Raw genomic sequence first — 17,667 nt, forward strand, 5'->3', positions numbered from 1 at the left:
CCTTTTTCGTTGTTCTGGAAGTGCTAATTGTAACTGCGAGTGCGGTGCGGAGGGAATAATTCTTCTGATAAGGATTAACCCCCCTTCTCGCATGGCGTAACAATTAGCGTTTTGGTAATATCGACACCCCCTTCACATGCAGGAAGTAATGTTCACTATGACTCAAGTCGCGAAAAAAATTCTGGTAACGTGCGCACTCCCGTACGCCAACGGCTCCATCCACCTCGGTCATATGCTGGAGCATATCCAGGCTGATGTCTGGGTCCGTTACCAGCGAATGCGCGGCCACCAGGTCAATTTCATCTGCGCCGATGATGCGCACGGCACGCCGATCATGCTGAAAGCCCAGCAGCTCGGTATCACCCCGGAGCAGATGATTGCCGAAATGAGTCAGGAGCATCAGACCGACTTTGCGGGCTTTAACATCAGCTATGACAACTACCACTCGACGCACAGCGACGAGAACCGTGAACTGTCAGAGCTCATCTACGGTCGCCTGAAAGAGAACGGTTTTATCAAAAACCGCACCATCTCTCAGCTCTACGATCCGGAAAAAGGCATGTTCCTGCCGGACCGTTTTGTGAAAGGCACCTGCCCAAAATGCAAATCTGCGGATCAGTACGGTGATAACTGCGAAGTGTGTGGCGCGACCTACAGCCCAACCGAGCTTATCGATCCGAAATCCGTGGTCTCCGGTGCCACACCGGTGATGCGTGAGTCTGAGCACTTCTTCTTCGACCTGCCGTCCTTCAGCGAAATGCTACAGGCGTGGACCCGCAGCGGGGCGTTGCAGGAGCAGGTCGCCAACAAAATGCAGGAGTGGTTCGAACACGGCCTGCAACAGTGGGATATCTCCCGCGATGCGCCGTATTTCGGTTTCGAAATCCCAGGTGCGCCGGGTAAATATTTCTACGTCTGGCTGGATGCGCCGATTGGCTATATGGGTTCCTTCAAGAACCTGTGCGACAAACGCGGCGATACCCTCAGCTTCGACGAATACTGGAAGAAAGATTCCGACGCCGAGCTGTATCACTTCATCGGGAAAGATATCGTTTACTTCCACAGCCTGTTCTGGCCTGCAATGCTCGAAGGCAGCGGTTTCCGCAAACCGACCAACCTGTTCGTGCACGGTTATGTGACGGTGAACGGCGCGAAGATGTCCAAGTCTCGCGGTACCTTCATTAAAGCCAGCACCTGGCTGAACCATTTCGATGCCGACAGCCTGCGGTACTACTACACCGCGAAGCTCTCTTCGCGCATCGACGATATCGATCTGAACCTGGAAGATTTCGTTCAGCGCGTGAATGCAGACATCGTTAACAAAGTGGTTAACCTGGCCTCACGTAACGCAGGCTTCATCGCCAAGCGTTTCGACGGCGTACTGGCCGCTGAGCTGGCCGATCCGGCGCTGTACAAAACCTTCACCGATGCGGCACAGACCATCGGCGAGGCGTGGGAAAGCCGTGAATTCGGTAAAGCCGTGCGTGAAATCATGGCGCTGGCCGATCTTGCCAACCGTTATGTTGACGAGAAAGCGCCATGGGTAGTGGCGAAACAGGAAGGCCAGGACGCTGAACTGCAATCGATCTGCTCCATGGGGATCAACCTGTTCCGCGTGCTGATGACCTACCTGAAACCGGTGCTGCCGATGCTGGCAGAACGCACCGAAGGGTTCCTCAATACCGAACTGAGCTGGAACAGCATTGAACAGCCGCTGCTCGGCCACAAGGTAAATACCTTCAAGGCACTGTATAACCGCATCGACATGAAGCAGGTTGAAGCCCTGGTTGAAGCGTCTAAAGAAGAAGTGAAAGCCTTGAACGCACCGGTTACCGGTCCGCTGGCGGATTACCCGATTCAGGACACCATCACCTTCGACGATTTCGCCAAAGTCGATATGCGCATCGCGCTGATTGAAAATGCAGAGTTTGTTGAGGGTTCTGACAAGCTGCTGCGCCTGACGCTGGATATCGGCGGCGAGAAACGTAACGTCTTCTCCGGCATCCGTTCCGCCTATCCTGACCCGCAGGCACTGGTTGGCCGTCTGACGGTGATGGTAGCTAACCTTGCGCCGCGTAAAATGCGCTTCGGACTTTCTGAAGGCATGGTGATGGCCGCAGGCCCAGGCGGGAAAGATATCTTCCTGTTAAGCCCTGACAGCGGCGCACAGCCTGGTCAGCAGGTGAAATAAAAAAAGGCCGGGAAATTTCCCGGCCTTTTTTATGCTTTCGGCTCTGGCTTACCGCCGAAGCGAACCGTCAACCCACGCAGGAAATAGCGTAAGAATTGATCGCCACATTCACGATAATTTTTATGGTCCGGGGCACGCATCATGGCGGTGATTTCCGGCATGGAAACGCGGAACTGCTGCTGGGTCATGATCGCCAGAATATCGTCCGTTTTCAGGGAAAACGCGATCCGCAGTTTTTTCAGCACCAGGTTATTGTTCATCCGGCGATCGACAACCAGCGCCGGAGCGGATTCATCTTTTCCGCGCTTGTCGTAGATAAGTCCGTTGAGCAACAGCGACAGCATAATGTCCGGGCAGCGCTGAAAACCGGCGTCGTCTTCTTTACGCACCCATGCGTCAATGAGTTCAGGGGTGGCAACGGCTTCCGCCAGCGCCCACAGGCGCACCAGTCCGGCGTTGTTGGTTTTCAGGGTGTAGCGCAGGCTACGGATGATATCGTTACTGATCATGGCGTCTTAACTTGTCATTAGGCAAAGGCGAAGTGTACCAGTTTTACAACCCTAACGCCTCTTTCAGGCTCTTCAGGTAGCGGCGGCTCACCGGCACGGTTTGCCCGGCCCGCAGCAGTAACTCCGCCTGACCGTTCTCCTCGAGGCGAATCTCTATCAGATGCGACAGGTTCACCAGATACTGGCGGTGGCAGCGCAGCAGAGGCGTGCGGCTTTCAAGGGTGCGCAGTGTCAGTTCGGTATAGCCCTCTTTGCCTTCCCTGTCGGTGACAAAGACACCGCTCATTCGGCTGCTGACGAAGGCCACGTCCTCCATTTGCAGCAGCCAAATCCGGCTGTGCCCGGTGCAGGGAATGAATTTTAGTCCCTGCTGGCTTTCACCAAACACCGATAAATCCTGCTGGTTGCGGCTCAACTCCTGACGTAACCGTACGAGGGTTTTATCCAGTCGGCTCTCTTCGATAGGCTTGAGCAGATAATCAAACGCGTGTTCCTCAAACGCCTTCACCGCATACTCATCAAAGGCGGTGAGAAATACCACCCACGGACGGTGTTCCGGGTCGAGCATGCCGATCATTTCAAGGCCACTGATGCGCGGCATCTGGATATCGAGAAACACCACATCGGGTCGCAGCCGATGCACCGCGCCAATGCCTTCCACCGCGTTATCACATTCGCCCACGATGTCGATGTCAGCCTGCTTCTCCAGCAGAATGCGCAGATTCTCACGCGCCAGCGGCTCATCATCGACAATCAACACCTTCAGCATACGGTCTCCTCCACGGGCAGTCGCAGGGTTATACGGGTAAAGTTTTCAGGCTCGCAGGTGACGGTTATCCCGCACTCATCGCCAAAGCGCGTCCGCAGTCGTTTATCCACCAGGTTCATCCCCAGGCCGCTGGACTCTGCATTGGGCTGATACAGCCCGGCATTATCTTCAATATCCAGCTGCAACCAGCGCTGATGCAGGCTGGCCTGAATGGTGATCTCGCCAATTCCCAGATGCTGCGAGGTGCCGTGCTTAATGGCGTTTTCGACAATCGGCTGTAGCGTAAAGGCGGGCAATTGATGATGCGCCAGTGCGGACGGCACGTTGAGATGCACCTGCAATCGCGTCTGAAAACGGGCTTTCTCAATTTGCAGATACGCATTCACGTGCTCAATTTCATCCGCGAGGGTGACGATTTCCGACGGGCGCTTGAGATTTTTACGAAAGAAGGTCGACAGATACTGCACCAGCTGTCCGGCCTGTTCACTGTCGCGGCGGATCACCGCCTTAAGGGTATTCAGGGCGTTAAACAGAAAATGCGGATTGACCTGGGCGTGCAGAAGTTTGATTTCCGATTGCGTCAGCAGGGCTTTCTGCCGTTCGTACTGCCCGGCGAGGATCTGCGCCGACAGCAGCTGGGCGATCCCCTCCCCCAGCGTGCGGTTTATAGAGCTGAACAGACGGTTTTTGGCTTCATAAAGCTTAATGGTGCCTATCACCCGCTGATTTTCGCCACGCAGGGGGATAACCAGCGTCGAGCCGAGTTTGCAGTTGGGATGAATCGAACAGCGGTACGGCACTTCGTTCCCGTCGGCGTAAACCACCTCCCCGCTGTCGATAGCTTTCTGGGTATAGCGCGAGGAGATAGGTTTGCCGGGCAAATGGTGATCGTCGCCGATCCCGGTGAAGGCCAGCAGCTTATCGCGATCGGTAATGGCAACCGCGCCGATATCCAGCTCCTGAATCAAAACCTGTGCCACCCGCATGCTGTTTTCTTCGTTAAAGCCCTGGCGCAAAATGCCCTCCGTCGAAGCGGCAACCTTCAGCGCAGTGGCGGAAAACGCCGAGGTGTATTTCTCGAACATGGCCCGCTTGTCGAGCAAAATACGCATAAACAGCGCCGCCCCGACGGTGTTAGTCACCATCATTGGGGCCGCAATACTCTGCACCAGATGCAGCGCGTCGTTAAAAGGCCGGGCGATCAGCAGGATGATCAGCATTTGCACGATTTCAGCGACAAAGGTAATGGCCCCGGCGGTGAACGGGTTAAAGACTTTATCGCTGCGCCCACGCCGCACCAGCACCAGATGCACCAGCCCGCCGAGCAGACCTTCAACAATCGTCGACACCATGCAGCTCAGAGCGGTCATGCCGCCCATCGAATAGCGATGCAATCCACCGGTTAAACCGACCAGACCACCCACCACCGGACCGCCGAGCAGGCCACCCATCACCGCACCTATCGCCCGGGTGTTGGCAATCGAGTCTTCGATGTGCAGCCCGAAATAGGTGCCCATAATGCAAAAGATGGAGAAGGTGACGTAGCACAGCAACTTATGCGGCAGACGAACCGTAACCTGCATTAAGGGAATGAACAGGCGCGTTTTGCTCATCAACCAGGCGATAACCAGAAACACACACATCTGCTGAAGCAGCAGCAACACCAGATTAAATTCGTACATACCCGTAGACCGCCTGACCCATGAAAGCGCGTAACATACACGTTGCGCCCAGGACTTTCCTTGACGCCTCAGGCAAAACGCGCAATTACCTGTGAGTGATCACACTTTTTCGCGCCTGGATAAGGATTTCCTGAACAAAAAACCAACAGATTTTCCTGATTCGCGCAACAGCGTCTACAGTTATGATGGGGATAAGCGAGCTGAGGTGATCGATGGCGCTTTACACGATAGGTGAAGTGGCTCTGCTTTGTGATATTAATCCGGTGACCCTACGTGCCTGGCAGCGGCGTTATGGTCTGCTTAAACCCCAACGAACCGATGGCGGACATCGGCTGTTTAACGATGATGACATCGACCGCATTCGCGAGATCAAACGCTGGATAGACACCGGCGTGCAGGTCAGCAAAGTGAAAACGCTGCTCAGTGAAGGCACGCCCGAACAGCAAAGCGGCTGGCGCGAGCATCAGGAAACGCTACTGCACTTTCTGCAAGGCGGGAACCTTAACCGGCTGCGATTGTGGATTAAAGAACGCGGGCGCGATTACCCGGCGCAAACGTTGGTGAACCATCTTTTTATCCCGCTGCGGCTGCGGCTGCAAAGCTCTCAACCCACATTGCAGGCGCTGCTCAGCGTGCTCGACGGGCTGCTTATCAATTACATTTCAGTGTGCATGGCCTCGGCGCGGAAACGTCAGGGCCGCGATGCGCTGGTGATCGGCTGGAACATTACTGATACCACCCGGCTGTGGCTGGAGGGCTGGGTGGCCTGTGAACAGGGCTGGCGCGTGGACGTGCTGGCCCATTCCTTGAACCAGTTGCGCCCGGAGCTGTTTGACGGCCAGACGCTGCTGGTGTGGTGCGGCGATAGCTCCACCGTCGGCCAGCAGGAACAGCTGCAGCAGTGGCGTGACCAGGGGCTAAACGTGCTGCGGCTCGGTAATTAAGGGTTCATTAACAAGCGTGCTTCATCATATAATCGCCGGGTTAACATAAGGAGCACATGATGAAACCTGCCAAACTGGCTGTAATCACCCTCTTCGTTCTGATGGCCATTGGCGGTATTGGCGGCGTTATGCTGGCCGGTTACTCCTTTATCGTGCGCGGTGGTGTCGGCTGAGCAGCCGCGCCAGACGCTCAAATGTCTGGTCAACCAGAATAGCCGCCAGTGCCACCAGCACCGCCCCCTGAATCACGTACGCCGTATTGAACCCGCTTAGGCCGATGATTATCGGCGTGCCGAGCGTATTGGCCCCTACCGTTGACGCGATGGTCGCAGTACCAATATTGACGATCGCCGAAGTGCGGATCCCGGCGAGCATCACCGGGGCCGCCAGCGGCAGCTCAACCTTCAGCAACCGCTGCCAGCCGTTCATTCCCATCCCCTGCGCCACGCTGACCACGCTCGACGGCACCGAGGCCAGCCCGGCCAGCGTACCCTGTAAAACAGGCAGTACGCCGTACAGGATAAGCGCAATAATCGCCGGTTCGCGACCAAAACCCATTACCGGCACCGCAATCGCCAGCACCGCCACTGGCGGGAAGGTTTGTCCCATCGCGGCGATGGTTTCCACCAGCGAGCGAAATTCACGCCCCGCCGGACGCGTGACCGCGATCCCTGCCCCGACGCCAATCACCGTTGCCACCAGGCTTGAGATGCCCACCAGCCAGAAATGCGCCAGCGTTAGCGACCAGAAACTCTGCTGTTGATACAGCGGACGCGGCAGTTCGGGAAACAGTGCGCTAAACAGCGGCCCGCTGTAGGGCATCAACGTCAACAGCGCAATAAATAGCAGACACAGCCACAGGAGCGGATCACGAACGGCTTTCACCGGCATCCTCCCCACGCAGTAAATCAGCGAAATGTAACGTTCCGCACGGCGTGCCGTTATCATTGACCACCGGCAACGCATCGCGACGACGGGCGACAAACAGCGATAACGCTTCGCGTAGGGACATCGACGCCCGCAGCGGTTCCCCGTCAATCTGTTCATGGGTACGGACGTAATCTCCAACGCCCCGCAGCGACAGCAGTCGCACCCCGAGCTCGCTACGACCAAAGAACTCGCGCACAAAATCGTTTTTCGGAGCAGTCAGCATCGACAGCGGCGTGCCCTGCTGCACGACTTCACCGTTGTCCATCAGCACCAGATGATCGGCCAGACGCAATGCTTCGTCGATATCGTGCGTCACCAACACGATGGTGCGGCCAAGCAGTTGATGAATACGGCGCATCTCCTGCTGTAACGCCCCACGGGTCACCGGGTCAAGCGCGCCAAAAGGCTCATCCATTAACAGCACTTCAGGGTTCGCCGCCAGCGCTCGCGCCACGCCCACGCGCTGCTGCTGCCCGCCGGACAACTGATGTGGCAGGCGATCGCGCAGCGAGGCATCCAGCCCGAGTAGCGCCATCAGTTCGTCGATACGATCGTTAATCCGCGCCCGGTTCCATTTTTGCAGCTGCGGCACGGTGGCAATGTTTTGCGCCACCGTCCAGTGCGGGAACAGGCCGATAGACTGGATCGCGTACCCCATCCGACGGCGCAGCGCCAGCACCGGCTGCTGGCGAATATCTTCCCCGGCAAAACGGATGGTGCCACTATCATGCTCCTCCAGACGGTTAATCATCTTCAGGGTCGTGGATTTTCCGGAGCCCGAGGTGCCTATCAGCACCGAAAATGCCCCTTCTTTGAGGTTCAGATCGAGGTTTTTGACCGCCGCTTTGCCGTCGAAGATTTTGCTGACCTGTTGAAATTCAATCATGGGCTTCTCCTCCCAGTAAGGCTATCCACAGGCTGAACAGCGCATCGACAACCACCGCCAGGGCTATCACTGGGATAACGCCAAGCAGCACTAAATCCAGCGCGCTGCTGAGCAGGCCCTGAAATACCAGCGCACCAAAACCGCCTGCGCCAATCAGCGCCGCAACCACCGCCATGCCGACCGTTTGCACCGTCACAACCCGCAAACTACGGAGCAGCACCGGCAGCGCCAGCGGCAGCTGAACTTTCCAGAAGCGCTGGACGCGGCTCATGCCCATCGCTGACGCGCTTTCCAGCACATCGGCTGCGACCTGCTGCATACCTGCCACCACCCCGCGCACCAGCGGCAACAGCGCGTACAGCACCAGCGCAATCAGCGCTGGCGTCAGGCCCGTGCCACCAATGCCCCAGGCCGACAGCCAGGGGAAATGTTTGACCAGCCCGGCAAGCGGAGCAATCAGCAGGCCGAACAGTGCCACCGACGGGATGGTCTGAATAATATTGAGCACCGTAAAGACCCGCGTTTGCCGCCCCTGATGACGCCAGCACCACAGCCCCAACGGCACGCCAATCAGCAGGCCCGGCAGCAAAGTGCCAAACAGCAGGATCAGGTGCTGTTGCAGGGCACTGTCAAACACATCTTGCCGATTGAAATACTCTTTCAGTAGCGACAGCGAATCCAGCTCGCCGGACCACAGCAGCGCCACGGGTAAAATCCAGATTTGCGCGTTGAGCAGCCAGCGCCACAGCGACTGTGGCGTCAGGCGGCGAATCGCATCGCTACAGATGAGCAGAGTCATCGCCAACCACAGCCACAATCCGCTACCGGGTGAGGTACGCGCCAGCGGGCTGCCGGTTTCGGCCAGGAAAGAGGCGGCTTTCCCGCTGCTCCACAGCAATAGGATAAACAGCGTCTGGGCTAAAATGAGGGTGAACGCTACCGGCCCGCGCCCCGGGAGCAGGCTCAGCCCAACGAAGACCAGCGGAATGATGAGCAGTAAGGCCGGAGGAAAGGCCCAGATTTGCCACAGCTGGCGGCTTTCGCCCGACACCAGCCGGTTGGCAGCATAATTTACAAACGGCAGAGCGGCGGCTGCCAGTGCAATCAGCACCAGCAGCAGCAGAACCCGGTTATGACAGGATATTCGCACGTACTTACTTCACCAGTCCCTGTTGTTTCAGCCAGTCAGCGGCCACTTTCTTCGCATCCAACCCTTCTACCGCAATGCTGGCATTCAGTTTTTGCAGCGTCTTTTCATCGAGCTTTTCAAATACTGGCTTCAACCATTCAGGAATTTGCGGATAAGCTTTCAGCACCGCTTCACGGATGACCGGCGCGGGGGCATAAATCGGCTGAACGCCTTTCGGATCGGTCAGAGTCTGCAAGCCGAGCGCCGCCACTGGGCCGTCGGTGCCATACGCCATCGCCGCATTCACGCCCGACGTTTGCTGCGCCGCCGCTTTAATGGTCACCGCCGTGTCGCCACCCGCCAGGGACAAGAGCTGACTCTGGTCGAGTTTGAAATCGTAGGCTTTTTCAAAGGCCGGTAACGCATCCGGACGCTCGATAAACTCCGCCGACGCCGCCAGTTTGAAGGTGCCGCCTTTTTTCATATATGCGCTCAGGTCAGCCAGCGAGGTGAGTTTGTTCTTCTCGGCCAAATCCTGACGTACGGCGATAGTCCAGGTGTTGTTCGCCGGAGCCGGGGTCAGCCAGATAAGTTTGTTCTGTTCGCCGTCGAGCTTTTTCACTTTCTCGTAGCCCTGAGTGGCATTTTTCCACGCCGGATCGTTTTCATCCTTAAAGAAGAACGCCCCGTTGCCGGTGTACTCCGGATAGATATCCAGTTCGCCAGAAGTAATCGCCCCGCGCACTACCGGGGTGGTGCCGAGCTGCACTTTGTTCACGGTTTTCACGCCGTGGCTGTCCAGTACCTGCAAAATAATGTTGCCCAGCAGCGCCCCTTCGGTATCGATCTTCGAGCCCACCTTAACAGGTTCAGCCGCATGTAACGGCAGGCTGAGCGCGGCCAAAAGCGAAACGCCCGTTATCCACATCTTCTTAGTGATCATTCTCTTTTCCTCTTAAGCCTGCGTTTACAGGAGGTTAGAGAAAGCGTAGACCTGAATCAACGATTTATCATGAAAATAAGTCATTTCCTGAAATGATGCTAAGGCCTGACAGAAAGCGCATAACTCAACCGTTTTTTTGACCACTTATTAATGGCTTTCTTTTCTTTTATAGAAAAATATTAATTTTTTACAGTGATACGTAAAGTCACCCACAAACCGGCTATAAAATGATATAAAACCCTAAGTTATGGGTCCTTCGCAAATTAAGATGTTAAGAATCATCTCATCGCCATAAAATGCACAACAACCGCTCTTAAAACCCACCCTAACTATAAAGGAGTAATACGCACTTCGGGCACTGATACGACCCAAGTTTGCATATTGTACTGACATACGGATCCGTAATATGAAATTCCTTTTTAATAAACAAGTTATATTCGATTCTGACACCGGATTGCTTGCGGCACACGATCAACAGGATGATCCGGTTCAAATCTCAAATCCGACAAAAAGATTATTAGTCCTCCTCCTGCAACATCAGGGAGAAGTAGTCAACCGAGAAATTATATTCAAAAAAGTCTGGGACGACTTTGGGATGGTATCAAGTAATAACAACCTAAATCATTGCATTAGTAAATTACGACGAATACTACGTAATTTAGGTATGGAAGAAGAAATAATCACCACCGTGCCTAAAATGGGTTTTATGTTCCAGCAAGAAATAGAGGTGGAGCAATGTCCTGATCCTGTTGGTGTTTTAGAGGACGGATACGGCATGGCCTTGGAACCTGCGACAAACGCCTCTGCCCCGTCGCTGGCCATCAACCGGCCGTCGGGATCCTCCCTTCCCCGACCTGCTTTGGTCTTTAACTGGATTTCAGTCGCTGTTGCCACCGTAACCCTGTTGGCCTCAACCTGGTTCTGGTATATCAACCGTCCCCTGGACAGAAAGGAAGTTTTTATTGGTGAAGCCGGAACCTGTAGCGTATTGATTTCTGATAATTTACTGCAATCGAATGACGCGCCGAGCTTTAAAGAGGGCGTACTGAGATATGCCCGGAATCTGAAACCGCACTGCACCAGCGATCAATATCTACTGGTGATAAAAAGCCGCTCCTTTAAAACATGGAGCCAGGATTTGTCGCGCCTGTACATTATGCGCTGCGGTAATTTACGCGATAACAAAGCGGAGGTGTGCTGGAGTCTGAGTGAACCGGTTGAATCCTCTACTCGCTAACTAAGCCTTCTCCTTACCGCCATTTTGCCCGATGTACTCATCGGGCTTTTTTATTTCCCGCCCCACAACAATTGATCAAGATCAATTATTGGCACAAACCTACTGACTGTTTTTTGATATAAAAAACCTCCTCACCCCCTCGCCCCTAATTTTTACCCGCCTTTTGGGGTCACACTCTACATTTTCTTAACATACCAAAATACAAACGCAGGATTTTAATCCAACAAAATCTTTAACCCATCCATTAATCAGCATTAAAAACTTAATAACAACCCGTTAATAGTTAATGATTACACATTGAGGGAATTATCTTAGGATTTTTCTCACATGATACCGGACGGTGTTAAGGGCGCATTCCCGCTGCTTAGCCAGGCAAGGTAGCCATGAGTCATCGCTTTATTGTCCCTGCGGGACAGTCTCAACTGGACATACAGGAAACACATCATGTTGAAAAAACGTTATCTCACTATTCTGACTGGCGCTCTGCTGGTATCCGCTAATGCCCTGGCCCTGTCTGATAACACCATCAGCTTCCAGGGTGAAGTGACTGATGAAACGTGCTCGGTCGCCATCAATGGCAACCAGACCTCGCCGGTGGTATTGCTGCCTACCGTCAGCAGCGCCGACCTGGCCGCCAGCGGTGATACCGCAGGCCCGGTAACTTTCGATATCGGCCTGACCGGCTGCACTGGCGATGCTGCCAATGAGACCAAAATCTCGACGGTATTCGTCGGCAATCAGGTCACCACCAACGGCAACCTCGGTAATACCGGCACCGCTGGTAACGTCGAAGTCCAGCTGCTCGACACCACCGGGACTGAAATCAATCTCACTGATGGCTTCACCGGCGTAGGCGACCTCAAACTGGCTGCCGGGGCAACGGATGCCAGCGCCTCCTACACCGCGCAGTACTACGCCTCTGGGAAAGCGACCGCAGGTACTGTGGAAGCCACGCTGCAATACGCCGTTTCTTACCAGTAAGTTTGTTTTGTCTCCGGGTGTCGCTCATCGCCCGGAGACAACTCACCTCAGGGAGTTGTTGAGATGTTGAAGGACCCTCTTCGCTACGTACGCCGCACGCTGCTCGCCGCCACGGCCCTGATTTTTGCGACCGCGATGAGTTGCCAGGCCAGCGTGACTATCATGGGCAGCCGTATTATCTATGCCTCCACGGCATCGTCCGTCGATGTGCAACTTAAAAACAGCGACAGTTTCCCTTACGTGGTACAGACCTGGTTCGATGATGGCGACGTGAACGCCAGGCCGCAGGACAGCAACGTCGTACCGTTTATCGCCACTCCGCCTATTTTCCGGATTCAGCCGAAAGCGGGTCAGGTGGTGCGCATCGTCTTTAGCAAATCCAAAGCCCTGCCGCAGGATCGGGAATCGGTGTACTGGTTTAACGCCCTGCAGTTCCCGCCCACCAATCTCGGCGGCGATCGCCCGCAAAACAAAATGCTGGTGGTGCTGCGTACCCGCATCAAGCTGTTTTACCGCCCCGCCAGCCTCGGTGTGCCGGGTGAGCTGGTCAAAAAACTGCACATTAAAGCGGTGAAAGACGCGAAAAAAGGCGCGGGGGTGGAAATCACCAACCCAACGCCGTGGTTTGCCTCGGTCAGCAATCTTAGTGCGCGCGTGAACGGCGTCAGCCAAAACCTGACCGCCGATATGGTCGCCCCGTTTGCCAGCCAAACATTTTGGTTCACCGGTAAAGCCAGCGCGCCGCAGGGTAATGGCAGTGTGAAAGTCACGCTGGTCAACGATCAGGGCGCACGGATGAGTGAAAGTTATGATGTTGACTGGCGCTAAATTCCGGCCCAAAAGCCTCTCGGTACTGATCGGCCTGCTGACCGCACACCCCGTCTGGGGGGACGCGTTTTATTTCGACCCGGCACTGTTTCAGGGGTCTGCCTACGGGGAAAATATTGGCCAGTTCAACCAGCAGCACACCGCTGCGGGCAGTTATCTGGTCGATATCTGGGTCAACGGCGAGTTAGTCAAAAGCGGCGAGAAAATTACCTTCAGCGCACCGGAAAACGGCGGTGAACCCGCCCCGTGCCTACCCGCGTCGGTGATGAGGACTGCACAGTTGAAAGCCTTGCCTGAGGGGGAAAATGACGGCGCATGTCGCCCACTGGCAGACTGGGCACCCGGTGCAAGCTGGGCGTTTGAATCCTCAACCTTACGCCTGCAGCTATCAGTCCCAATGGATGCCCTGGTACGCACCCCGCGCGGTTATATCGCGCCTTCCGAATGGGACAGCGGCGCACTGGCACTGTTTTTACGCCATAACACCAGTTACACGGTGACGGAAAATACCGACAGCGATTACCGCTACCAGTATCTGTGGAGCGGGATTAATGCGGGGACTAACCTCGGCCTGTGGCAGGTTCGTCATCAGGGTAATCTGCGCTACGTCGACAGCAGCCAGACCGGCAGCGCCTATCGCTACAATGCCGTACGCACCTGGGTTCAGCGGCCAATTGCGACGCTTAACAGCGTCATGACCGTGGGCGACAGCTACACCGATTCCAGCCTGTTTGGTAGCCTCTCGTTTAACGGCGTGAAGTTGGCAACCGACGAACGCATGTGGCCGCAGGGCAAGCGCGGCTATGCGCCGGAAGTGCGCGGAGTAGCAGCGAGCAGTGCGCACGTGATAATCCGTCAATTGGGTAAAGTCATCTACGAAACCAACGTCCCGCCGGGCGCGTTCGTCATTGATGACCTGTACAACACCCGCAACCAGGGCGACCTGACCGTTGACGTGGTCGAAGCCAGCGGCAAAATTTCTTCGTTTATCGTGCCCTACTCGGCGGTACCGGATTCGGTGCGCCCGGGCAACTGGCACTACTCTCTGGCGCTGGGCCGCGTACGGCAGTACTACAGCGTCAACAACGATTTCTTCGAAGGCACTCTGCAACGCGGGGTCAGCAATAGCGTCACTGTTAACGTTGGCTCGCGGATAGCGGAAGACTATCAGGCGTGGTTGGCGGGCGGCGTGTGGGCCACCGGCTTCGGGGCCTTTGGCATGAACGCCACCTGGTCCAACGCGCGGGTGCAAAACGATCAACGTCAGCAGGGCTGGCGCGCCGAGCTGAGCTACAGCAAAACCTTTACCTCTGGCACTAACCTGGTGCTGGCGGCGTACCGCTATTCCACCCAGGGTTTCCGCGAACTACAGGACGTGCTCGGTGTGCGTCGCGAACAGGCAACCGGCACCGATTATTACTCCGATAGCCTGCAACAGCGTAACCGATTGTCGGCCACCATCAGCCAGCCGTTAGCCGACTATGGCACCTTAAACCTGAGTGCCAGCAGCGCGGATTACTACGGCAATAAGTCCCGTGTTACCCAGTTACAGCTGGGCTACAGCAACCAGTGGAACCGCATCAGCTACGGGGTGAACGTCGCTCGCCAGCGCACCAGCTGGCAAAACACCCGGTTCTATAACGGCGTGGATGACCCGCCGGACAGCAGCAGCCAGCAGCAGTACACCGAAACCACGGTATCCCTGAACGTCTCGGTGCCGTTTGACTGGGGCACCAGCCGCTCCTCTGTGGCGATGAACTACAACCAGTCGAGCCAGAGCCGCTCATCCACCTTGTCGATGAGCGGTTCCGCCGGAGAGCACAACGATTTCTCATGGTCGATGTACGGTGGCTACGAGCGTTACCGCAACGGGGCCAGCGGCAGCTCAAGCACCTTTGGCGGCAGCGCGCAGGAAAATACCCGTATCGGGTCAGTACGCGCCAGCTATGACCAGGGTGAAAACTACCGACAGAGTTCGCTCGGTGCCTCCGGCACGATGGTCTTACACCCCGGTGGGCTGACCTTCGGGCCGTATGCCAGCGAAACCTTTGCGCTCATCCATGCCGAAGGGGCGCAGGGCGCGGTGGTGCAGAACGGCCAGGGGGCGGTGATCGACCGCTCGGGTTACGCCATCATGCCGTCGCTGTCGCCGTACCGCAGCAATAACATCAGCCTCGACACCCGCACCATGACCAGCGATGCGGAACTGACCGGCGGCAGCCAGCGCGTGGTGCCTTACGCCGGGGCCATCGCCCGGGTGAACTTCGCCACCCTGAAAGGCAAAGCGGTGCTGATTAACCTCAAAGCCAGCGATGGCCGCGTGCCGCCGATGGGGGCCGACGTGCTCGACGGCGACGGGACGATTATCGGCATGGTCGGTCAGGGCGGGCAGATTTACGCCCGCATTGCCGAGGCATCGGGTTCGCTGCAGGTGCGTTGGGGAAATGGCGCTGGCCAGGCCTGCCACGTTCGCTATCAGCTGAACCTCGACAGCGAGGCCGACATCATCCATTTGAATAAACTCTGTGAGAAGGAATAACGGTATGCGTTTCTGCGCCCGATCGTTTCTGTTTATCGTCGGCCTGCTGCTCAGCGCCTCGCCGTGGGCTAATTGCATTAAAGTCACCAGCACCTCATCGCTGTCCGCAGCGGCGATTGCGGCGGGCTACACCGCCGCCAGCTGGACCGGGGCGTGTGATACCTGCTCGGGTAATATCGGCCTGCCTGCCACCATCAGCCTGAACAGCGGGAGCAACTTTCAGCCCTCCGGCACCCTGCTGGCGAGCGCGGTGGGCAATTTCCTGACCAGTGCCACCAATAAAGCTTATTCCAGCAACCAGATCCTGTTCCGCTGCCTGCTGGCGGATGCGGGCAGTTTGTTCGAAATGTACGCCACTAACGGCGATAACGCCTACACCGGGAAGTACACCACCACTGAAGTGGACGGGGCTTACTACGATGTGGCGAAAAACGTGGCGGTGCGTATCACCAACCTCAGCTCCGGGGAGTATTACAGCCGCTACTGGAAACAGCGCCAGCTCACCGCCGACAGCTGGTATCAGGACGGGACCTACATCTACATTCCCGCCAGCGCGTTCAGCAACGTGCTGTACGAGATGTATAAAATCAGCTCCACCAGCTATTACGTCAGCGCCGCCAATATGTATAAAGACGCCTACACCCAACCGCGCGGCTATATCGCCTTCAAGGGGCCGGGACTGGATACCAACGCCCTGACCGCCGGGATGGACAGCCTTTCCTACTTTTACGGCTGGTACGGTAACTGGCCCGGGGCATGGAGCACCTGGAACAACGTGACCTACGTGCGCGGGGCGCTGTGTGAGGTGAAAGATTACCCGTCGGTGGTGCTGTTACCGACCATCAGCAGCGCCGCCCTGCAATCGGGCGGCAGCAGTCAGGCCCCGTTCACCGTCAGCCTGCAGTGCGAATCCGGCGCGAAATCCAGTACCAGTGCATCAACTCTCAGTTCGGCGAACGTCGCCATGGGCTTTCTGGTCAATCAACCCACGGCGGTGGCTGCTGCCCAAACGCTGGGACTGGTCACCTCCGGCGGGGGATTAACTTGGCTGCTGGATAACCACTACGGCACCAGCGGCGTGGCCTCCGGCGTCGGGATCCGCATCTATAACCGCACCGGCTCGGCGCTGAATCTGCTGCCGGACAAGGCCACTACCGGCACCGGCAACGCGCGCGGCTGGTATGCGTACCAGGATCTGACCTCGCTGGTCTCTTCCGATACGGTCAATACCTGGAGCGGCGATTTTACCGCCTCACTCGAGGCGCTCAACGGGCAAACAGTCACGGCAGGTACGGTTAATGCGCAATTACAGGTGGTGGTCAGTTTTCAGTAAGGCGTGCGTGGGGCTGGTTTTATCCACCACGACCGCCAGTGCGGCGGTGAATATCGACCGCACAAGGCTTATCTTTGCCTCAGCGGATCAGGTGCAGTCGCTGAACCTGTCCAATGACAGCGCAACGCCGATGCTTATTCAGGCGTGGACCGATAACGGCGACCCCAACGCCTCCCCGGACACCAGCCATACGCCACTGGTGGTGATACCGCCGGTGTTCAGGATGCTGCCCGGCGAGCTGCGATCGCTGCGGCTGATGCTCAGTTCGCGTCAGGGGCTGGCGACCGACAGGGAGAGTCAATTCTGGCTGAATATCTATCAAATTCCGCCCAATACTCGCCCAGCAGAGGACGGTACACGCAAAGTGATTCTGCCGCTGCGTCTGCGTCTGAAGGTGTTTATTCGCCCGGCAGGTCTTGCGGCCCCGCAGGAGCGCGACGAACAGCAGCTGCGCTTTATCGTCGACGGCAGCACGTTACGCATTGAAAACCCCACGCCGTGGTTTATGAGCCTGAGCGTGCAGCCCGGTCGGCAGAAAGCGATCGGTGGGCTGATGGTGGCCCCAAAGGCAACGCTTGCGGTGCCGCTGAACAGGGCGCTGAATGCAGGAGAAAAGGTGAGCTACGAAGTGATTACCGATTCGGGCAACACGCGCAGTTACCGCGTTTCGCCCCCAAAGGGAATACAGGGAAAACAGGAACAATAAAAAAGAGTGTGAAATGCAAGCTTTCGCCCCTTACCGTCCCGTGCGGCAAGGGGCGCTTTT

16 protein-coding genes are annotated in these 17,667 nt (G+C 56.5%); 9 read left to right on the forward strand and 7 right to left on the reverse strand.

Annotated features, from left to right (window positions below; genetic code table 11):
• The first annotated feature begins 157 nt into the window (after positions 1-157).
• Entirely contained in the window at positions 158-2,191 is a 2,034-nt protein-coding gene (gene metG, locus SIK69_RS12420) for a methionine--tRNA ligase (protein ID WP_319628953.1), read from the forward strand.
• Between the two features lie 29 nt (positions 2,192-2,220).
• Here metG and SIK69_RS12425 read toward each other — a convergent pair whose 3' ends face one another.
• The 3 genes from SIK69_RS12425 to SIK69_RS12435 are packed head-to-tail and all read right to left on the reverse strand — an operon-like array spanning position 2,221 to position 5,151.
• The gene (locus tag SIK69_RS12425) at positions 2,221-2,700 is read right to left on the reverse strand and encodes a YehS family protein (protein WP_319628952.1); all 480 of its coding nucleotides are present in this window, start codon (positions 2,698-2,700) and stop codon (positions 2,221-2,223) included.
• Between the two features lie 43 nt (positions 2,701-2,743).
• The gene (gene btsR, locus SIK69_RS12430; RefSeq protein ID WP_319786200.1) at positions 2,744-3,469 is read right to left on the reverse strand and encodes a two-component system response regulator BtsR; all 726 of its coding nucleotides are present in this window, start codon (positions 3,467-3,469) and stop codon (positions 2,744-2,746) included.
• On the reverse strand, positions 3,463-5,151 hold the full coding sequence (locus tag SIK69_RS12435) for a LytS/YhcK type 5TM receptor domain-containing protein (protein WP_319628950.1): 1,689 nt from the start codon (positions 5,149-5,151) through the stop codon (positions 3,463-3,465). Before SIK69_RS12435 ends, btsR begins: the two co-directional genes overlap by 7 nt.
• Positions 5,152-5,363: 212 nt before the next feature.
• On the opposite strand from SIK69_RS12435, the gene mlrA reads away from it, so the two are divergent.
• Together mlrA and SIK69_RS12445 are read left to right on the forward strand one after the other, a co-directional pair.
• Entirely contained in the window at positions 5,364-6,095 is a 732-nt protein-coding gene (mlrA, locus tag SIK69_RS12440) for an HTH-type transcriptional regulator MlrA (RefSeq protein ID WP_319628949.1), read from the forward strand.
• A 59-nt stretch (positions 6,096-6,154) separates the two neighbouring features.
• A complete protein-coding gene (locus SIK69_RS12445; RefSeq protein WP_319629017.1) occupies positions 6,155-6,268 on the forward strand; it encodes a protein YohO in 114 nt (37 codons plus the stop codon).
• Here SIK69_RS12445 and SIK69_RS12450 read toward each other — a convergent pair.
• The 4 genes from SIK69_RS12450 to osmF are packed head-to-tail and all read right to left on the reverse strand — an operon-like array spanning position 6,243 to position 9,983.
• Positions 6,243-6,980: an ABC transporter permease gene (locus SIK69_RS12450; protein ID WP_319786201.1), complete on the reverse strand. Its 738-nt coding sequence runs from the start codon at positions 6,978-6,980 to the stop codon at positions 6,243-6,245. The two genes, SIK69_RS12445 and SIK69_RS12450, sit on opposite strands and share 26 nt — an antisense overlap.
• Positions 6,964-7,911, reverse strand: coding sequence for an ABC transporter ATP-binding protein (locus tag SIK69_RS12455; protein ID WP_319786202.1), 948 nt, complete (start codon positions 7,909-7,911; stop codon positions 6,964-6,966). Before SIK69_RS12455 ends, SIK69_RS12450 begins: the two co-directional genes overlap by 17 nt.
• Positions 7,904-9,061, reverse strand: coding sequence for an ABC transporter permease (locus tag SIK69_RS12460; protein ID WP_319786203.1), 1,158 nt, complete (start codon positions 9,059-9,061; stop codon positions 7,904-7,906). The genes SIK69_RS12455 and SIK69_RS12460 overlap by 8 nt, the downstream gene beginning before the upstream one ends.
• Before the next feature lie 4 nt (positions 9,062-9,065).
• Positions 9,066-9,983 (reverse strand): glycine betaine ABC transporter substrate-binding protein OsmF, encoded by a 918-nt coding sequence (osmF, locus tag SIK69_RS12465; RefSeq protein WP_319628945.1) that lies wholly within the window; start codon positions 9,981-9,983, stop codon positions 9,066-9,068.
• 406 nt (positions 9,984-10,389) lie between these two features.
• Here osmF and SIK69_RS12470 point away from each other — a divergent pair, with 406 nt between their 5' ends.
• The 6 genes from SIK69_RS12470 to SIK69_RS12495 all read left to right on the forward strand — a co-directional run bounded on the left by SIK69_RS12470 (position 10,390) and on the right by SIK69_RS12495 (position 17,607).
• Positions 10,390-11,220 carry a winged helix-turn-helix domain-containing protein gene (locus tag SIK69_RS12470; protein ID WP_319786204.1) on the forward strand — a complete coding sequence of 277 codons (831 nt, stop codon included), beginning with the start codon at positions 10,390-10,392 and terminating at the stop codon, positions 11,218-11,220.
• A 444-nt stretch (positions 11,221-11,664) separates the two neighbouring features.
• Entirely contained in the window at positions 11,665-12,201 is a 537-nt protein-coding gene (locus tag SIK69_RS12475; protein WP_319628943.1) for a fimbrial protein, read from the forward strand.
• Positions 12,202-12,264: 63 nt separating this feature from the next.
• Entirely contained in the window at positions 12,265-13,029 is a 765-nt protein-coding gene (locus SIK69_RS12480; RefSeq protein ID WP_319628942.1) for a fimbria/pilus periplasmic chaperone, read from the forward strand.
• Positions 13,013-15,568, forward strand: coding sequence for a fimbrial outer membrane usher protein (locus SIK69_RS12485; RefSeq protein WP_319786283.1), 2,556 nt, complete (start codon positions 13,013-13,015; stop codon positions 15,566-15,568). Before SIK69_RS12480 ends, SIK69_RS12485 begins: the two co-directional genes overlap by 17 nt.
• A 4-nt stretch (positions 15,569-15,572) precedes the next feature.
• Positions 15,573-16,901, forward strand: coding sequence for a fimbrial usher protein StbD (gene stbD / locus SIK69_RS12490; protein ID WP_319786205.1), 1,329 nt, complete (start codon positions 15,573-15,575; stop codon positions 16,899-16,901).
• Positions 16,867-17,607, forward strand: coding sequence for a fimbrial assembly chaperone (locus tag SIK69_RS12495; RefSeq protein WP_319628940.1), 741 nt, complete (start codon positions 16,867-16,869; stop codon positions 17,605-17,607). The genes stbD and SIK69_RS12495 overlap by 35 nt, the downstream gene beginning before the upstream one ends.
• Positions 17,608-17,667: the final 60 nt, after the last annotated feature.

This window comes from Scandinavium lactucae (genome assembly GCF_033843265.1).
GTDB lineage: Bacteria > Pseudomonadota > Gammaproteobacteria > Enterobacterales > Enterobacteriaceae > Scandinavium > Scandinavium lactucae.

Excerpts from the sequence above, each read along its gene's own strand:
- metG (WP_319628953.1), top strand. The coding sequence starts at position 158 with ATGACTCAAGTCGCGAAAAAAATTCTGGTAACGTGCGCACTCCCGTAC.
- SIK69_RS12425 (WP_319628952.1), bottom strand. The coding sequence starts at position 2,700 with ATGATCAGTAACGATATCATCCGTAGCCTGCGCTACACCCTGAAAACC.
- btsR (WP_319786200.1), bottom strand. The coding sequence starts at position 3,469 with ATGCTGAAGGTGTTGATTGTCGATGATGAGCCGCTGGCGCGTGAGAAT.
- SIK69_RS12435 (WP_319628950.1), bottom strand. The coding sequence starts at position 5,151 with ATGTACGAATTTAATCTGGTGTTGCTGCTGCTTCAGCAGATGTGTGTG.
- mlrA (WP_319628949.1), top strand. The coding sequence starts at position 5,364 with ATGGCGCTTTACACGATAGGTGAAGTGGCTCTGCTTTGTGATATTAAT.
- SIK69_RS12445 (WP_319629017.1), top strand. The coding sequence starts at position 6,155 with ATGAAACCTGCCAAACTGGCTGTAATCACCCTCTTCGTTCTGATGGCC.
- SIK69_RS12455 (WP_319786202.1), bottom strand. The coding sequence starts at position 7,911 with ATGATTGAATTTCAACAGGTCAGCAAAATCTTCGACGGCAAAGCGGCG.
- osmF (WP_319628945.1), bottom strand. The coding sequence starts at position 9,983 with ATGATCACTAAGAAGATGTGGATAACGGGCGTTTCGCTTTTGGCCGCG.
- SIK69_RS12470 (WP_319786204.1), top strand. The coding sequence starts at position 10,390 with ATGAAATTCCTTTTTAATAAACAAGTTATATTCGATTCTGACACCGGA.
- SIK69_RS12475 (WP_319628943.1), top strand. The coding sequence starts at position 11,665 with ATGTTGAAAAAACGTTATCTCACTATTCTGACTGGCGCTCTGCTGGTA.
- SIK69_RS12480 (WP_319628942.1), top strand. The coding sequence starts at position 12,265 with ATGTTGAAGGACCCTCTTCGCTACGTACGCCGCACGCTGCTCGCCGCC.
- SIK69_RS12485 (WP_319786283.1), top strand. The coding sequence starts at position 13,013 with ATGTTGACTGGCGCTAAATTCCGGCCCAAAAGCCTCTCGGTACTGATC.
- stbD (WP_319786205.1), top strand. The coding sequence starts at position 15,573 with ATGCGTTTCTGCGCCCGATCGTTTCTGTTTATCGTCGGCCTGCTGCTC.
- SIK69_RS12495 (WP_319628940.1), top strand. The coding sequence starts at position 16,867 with ATGCGCAATTACAGGTGGTGGTCAGTTTTCAGTAAGGCGTGCGTGGGG.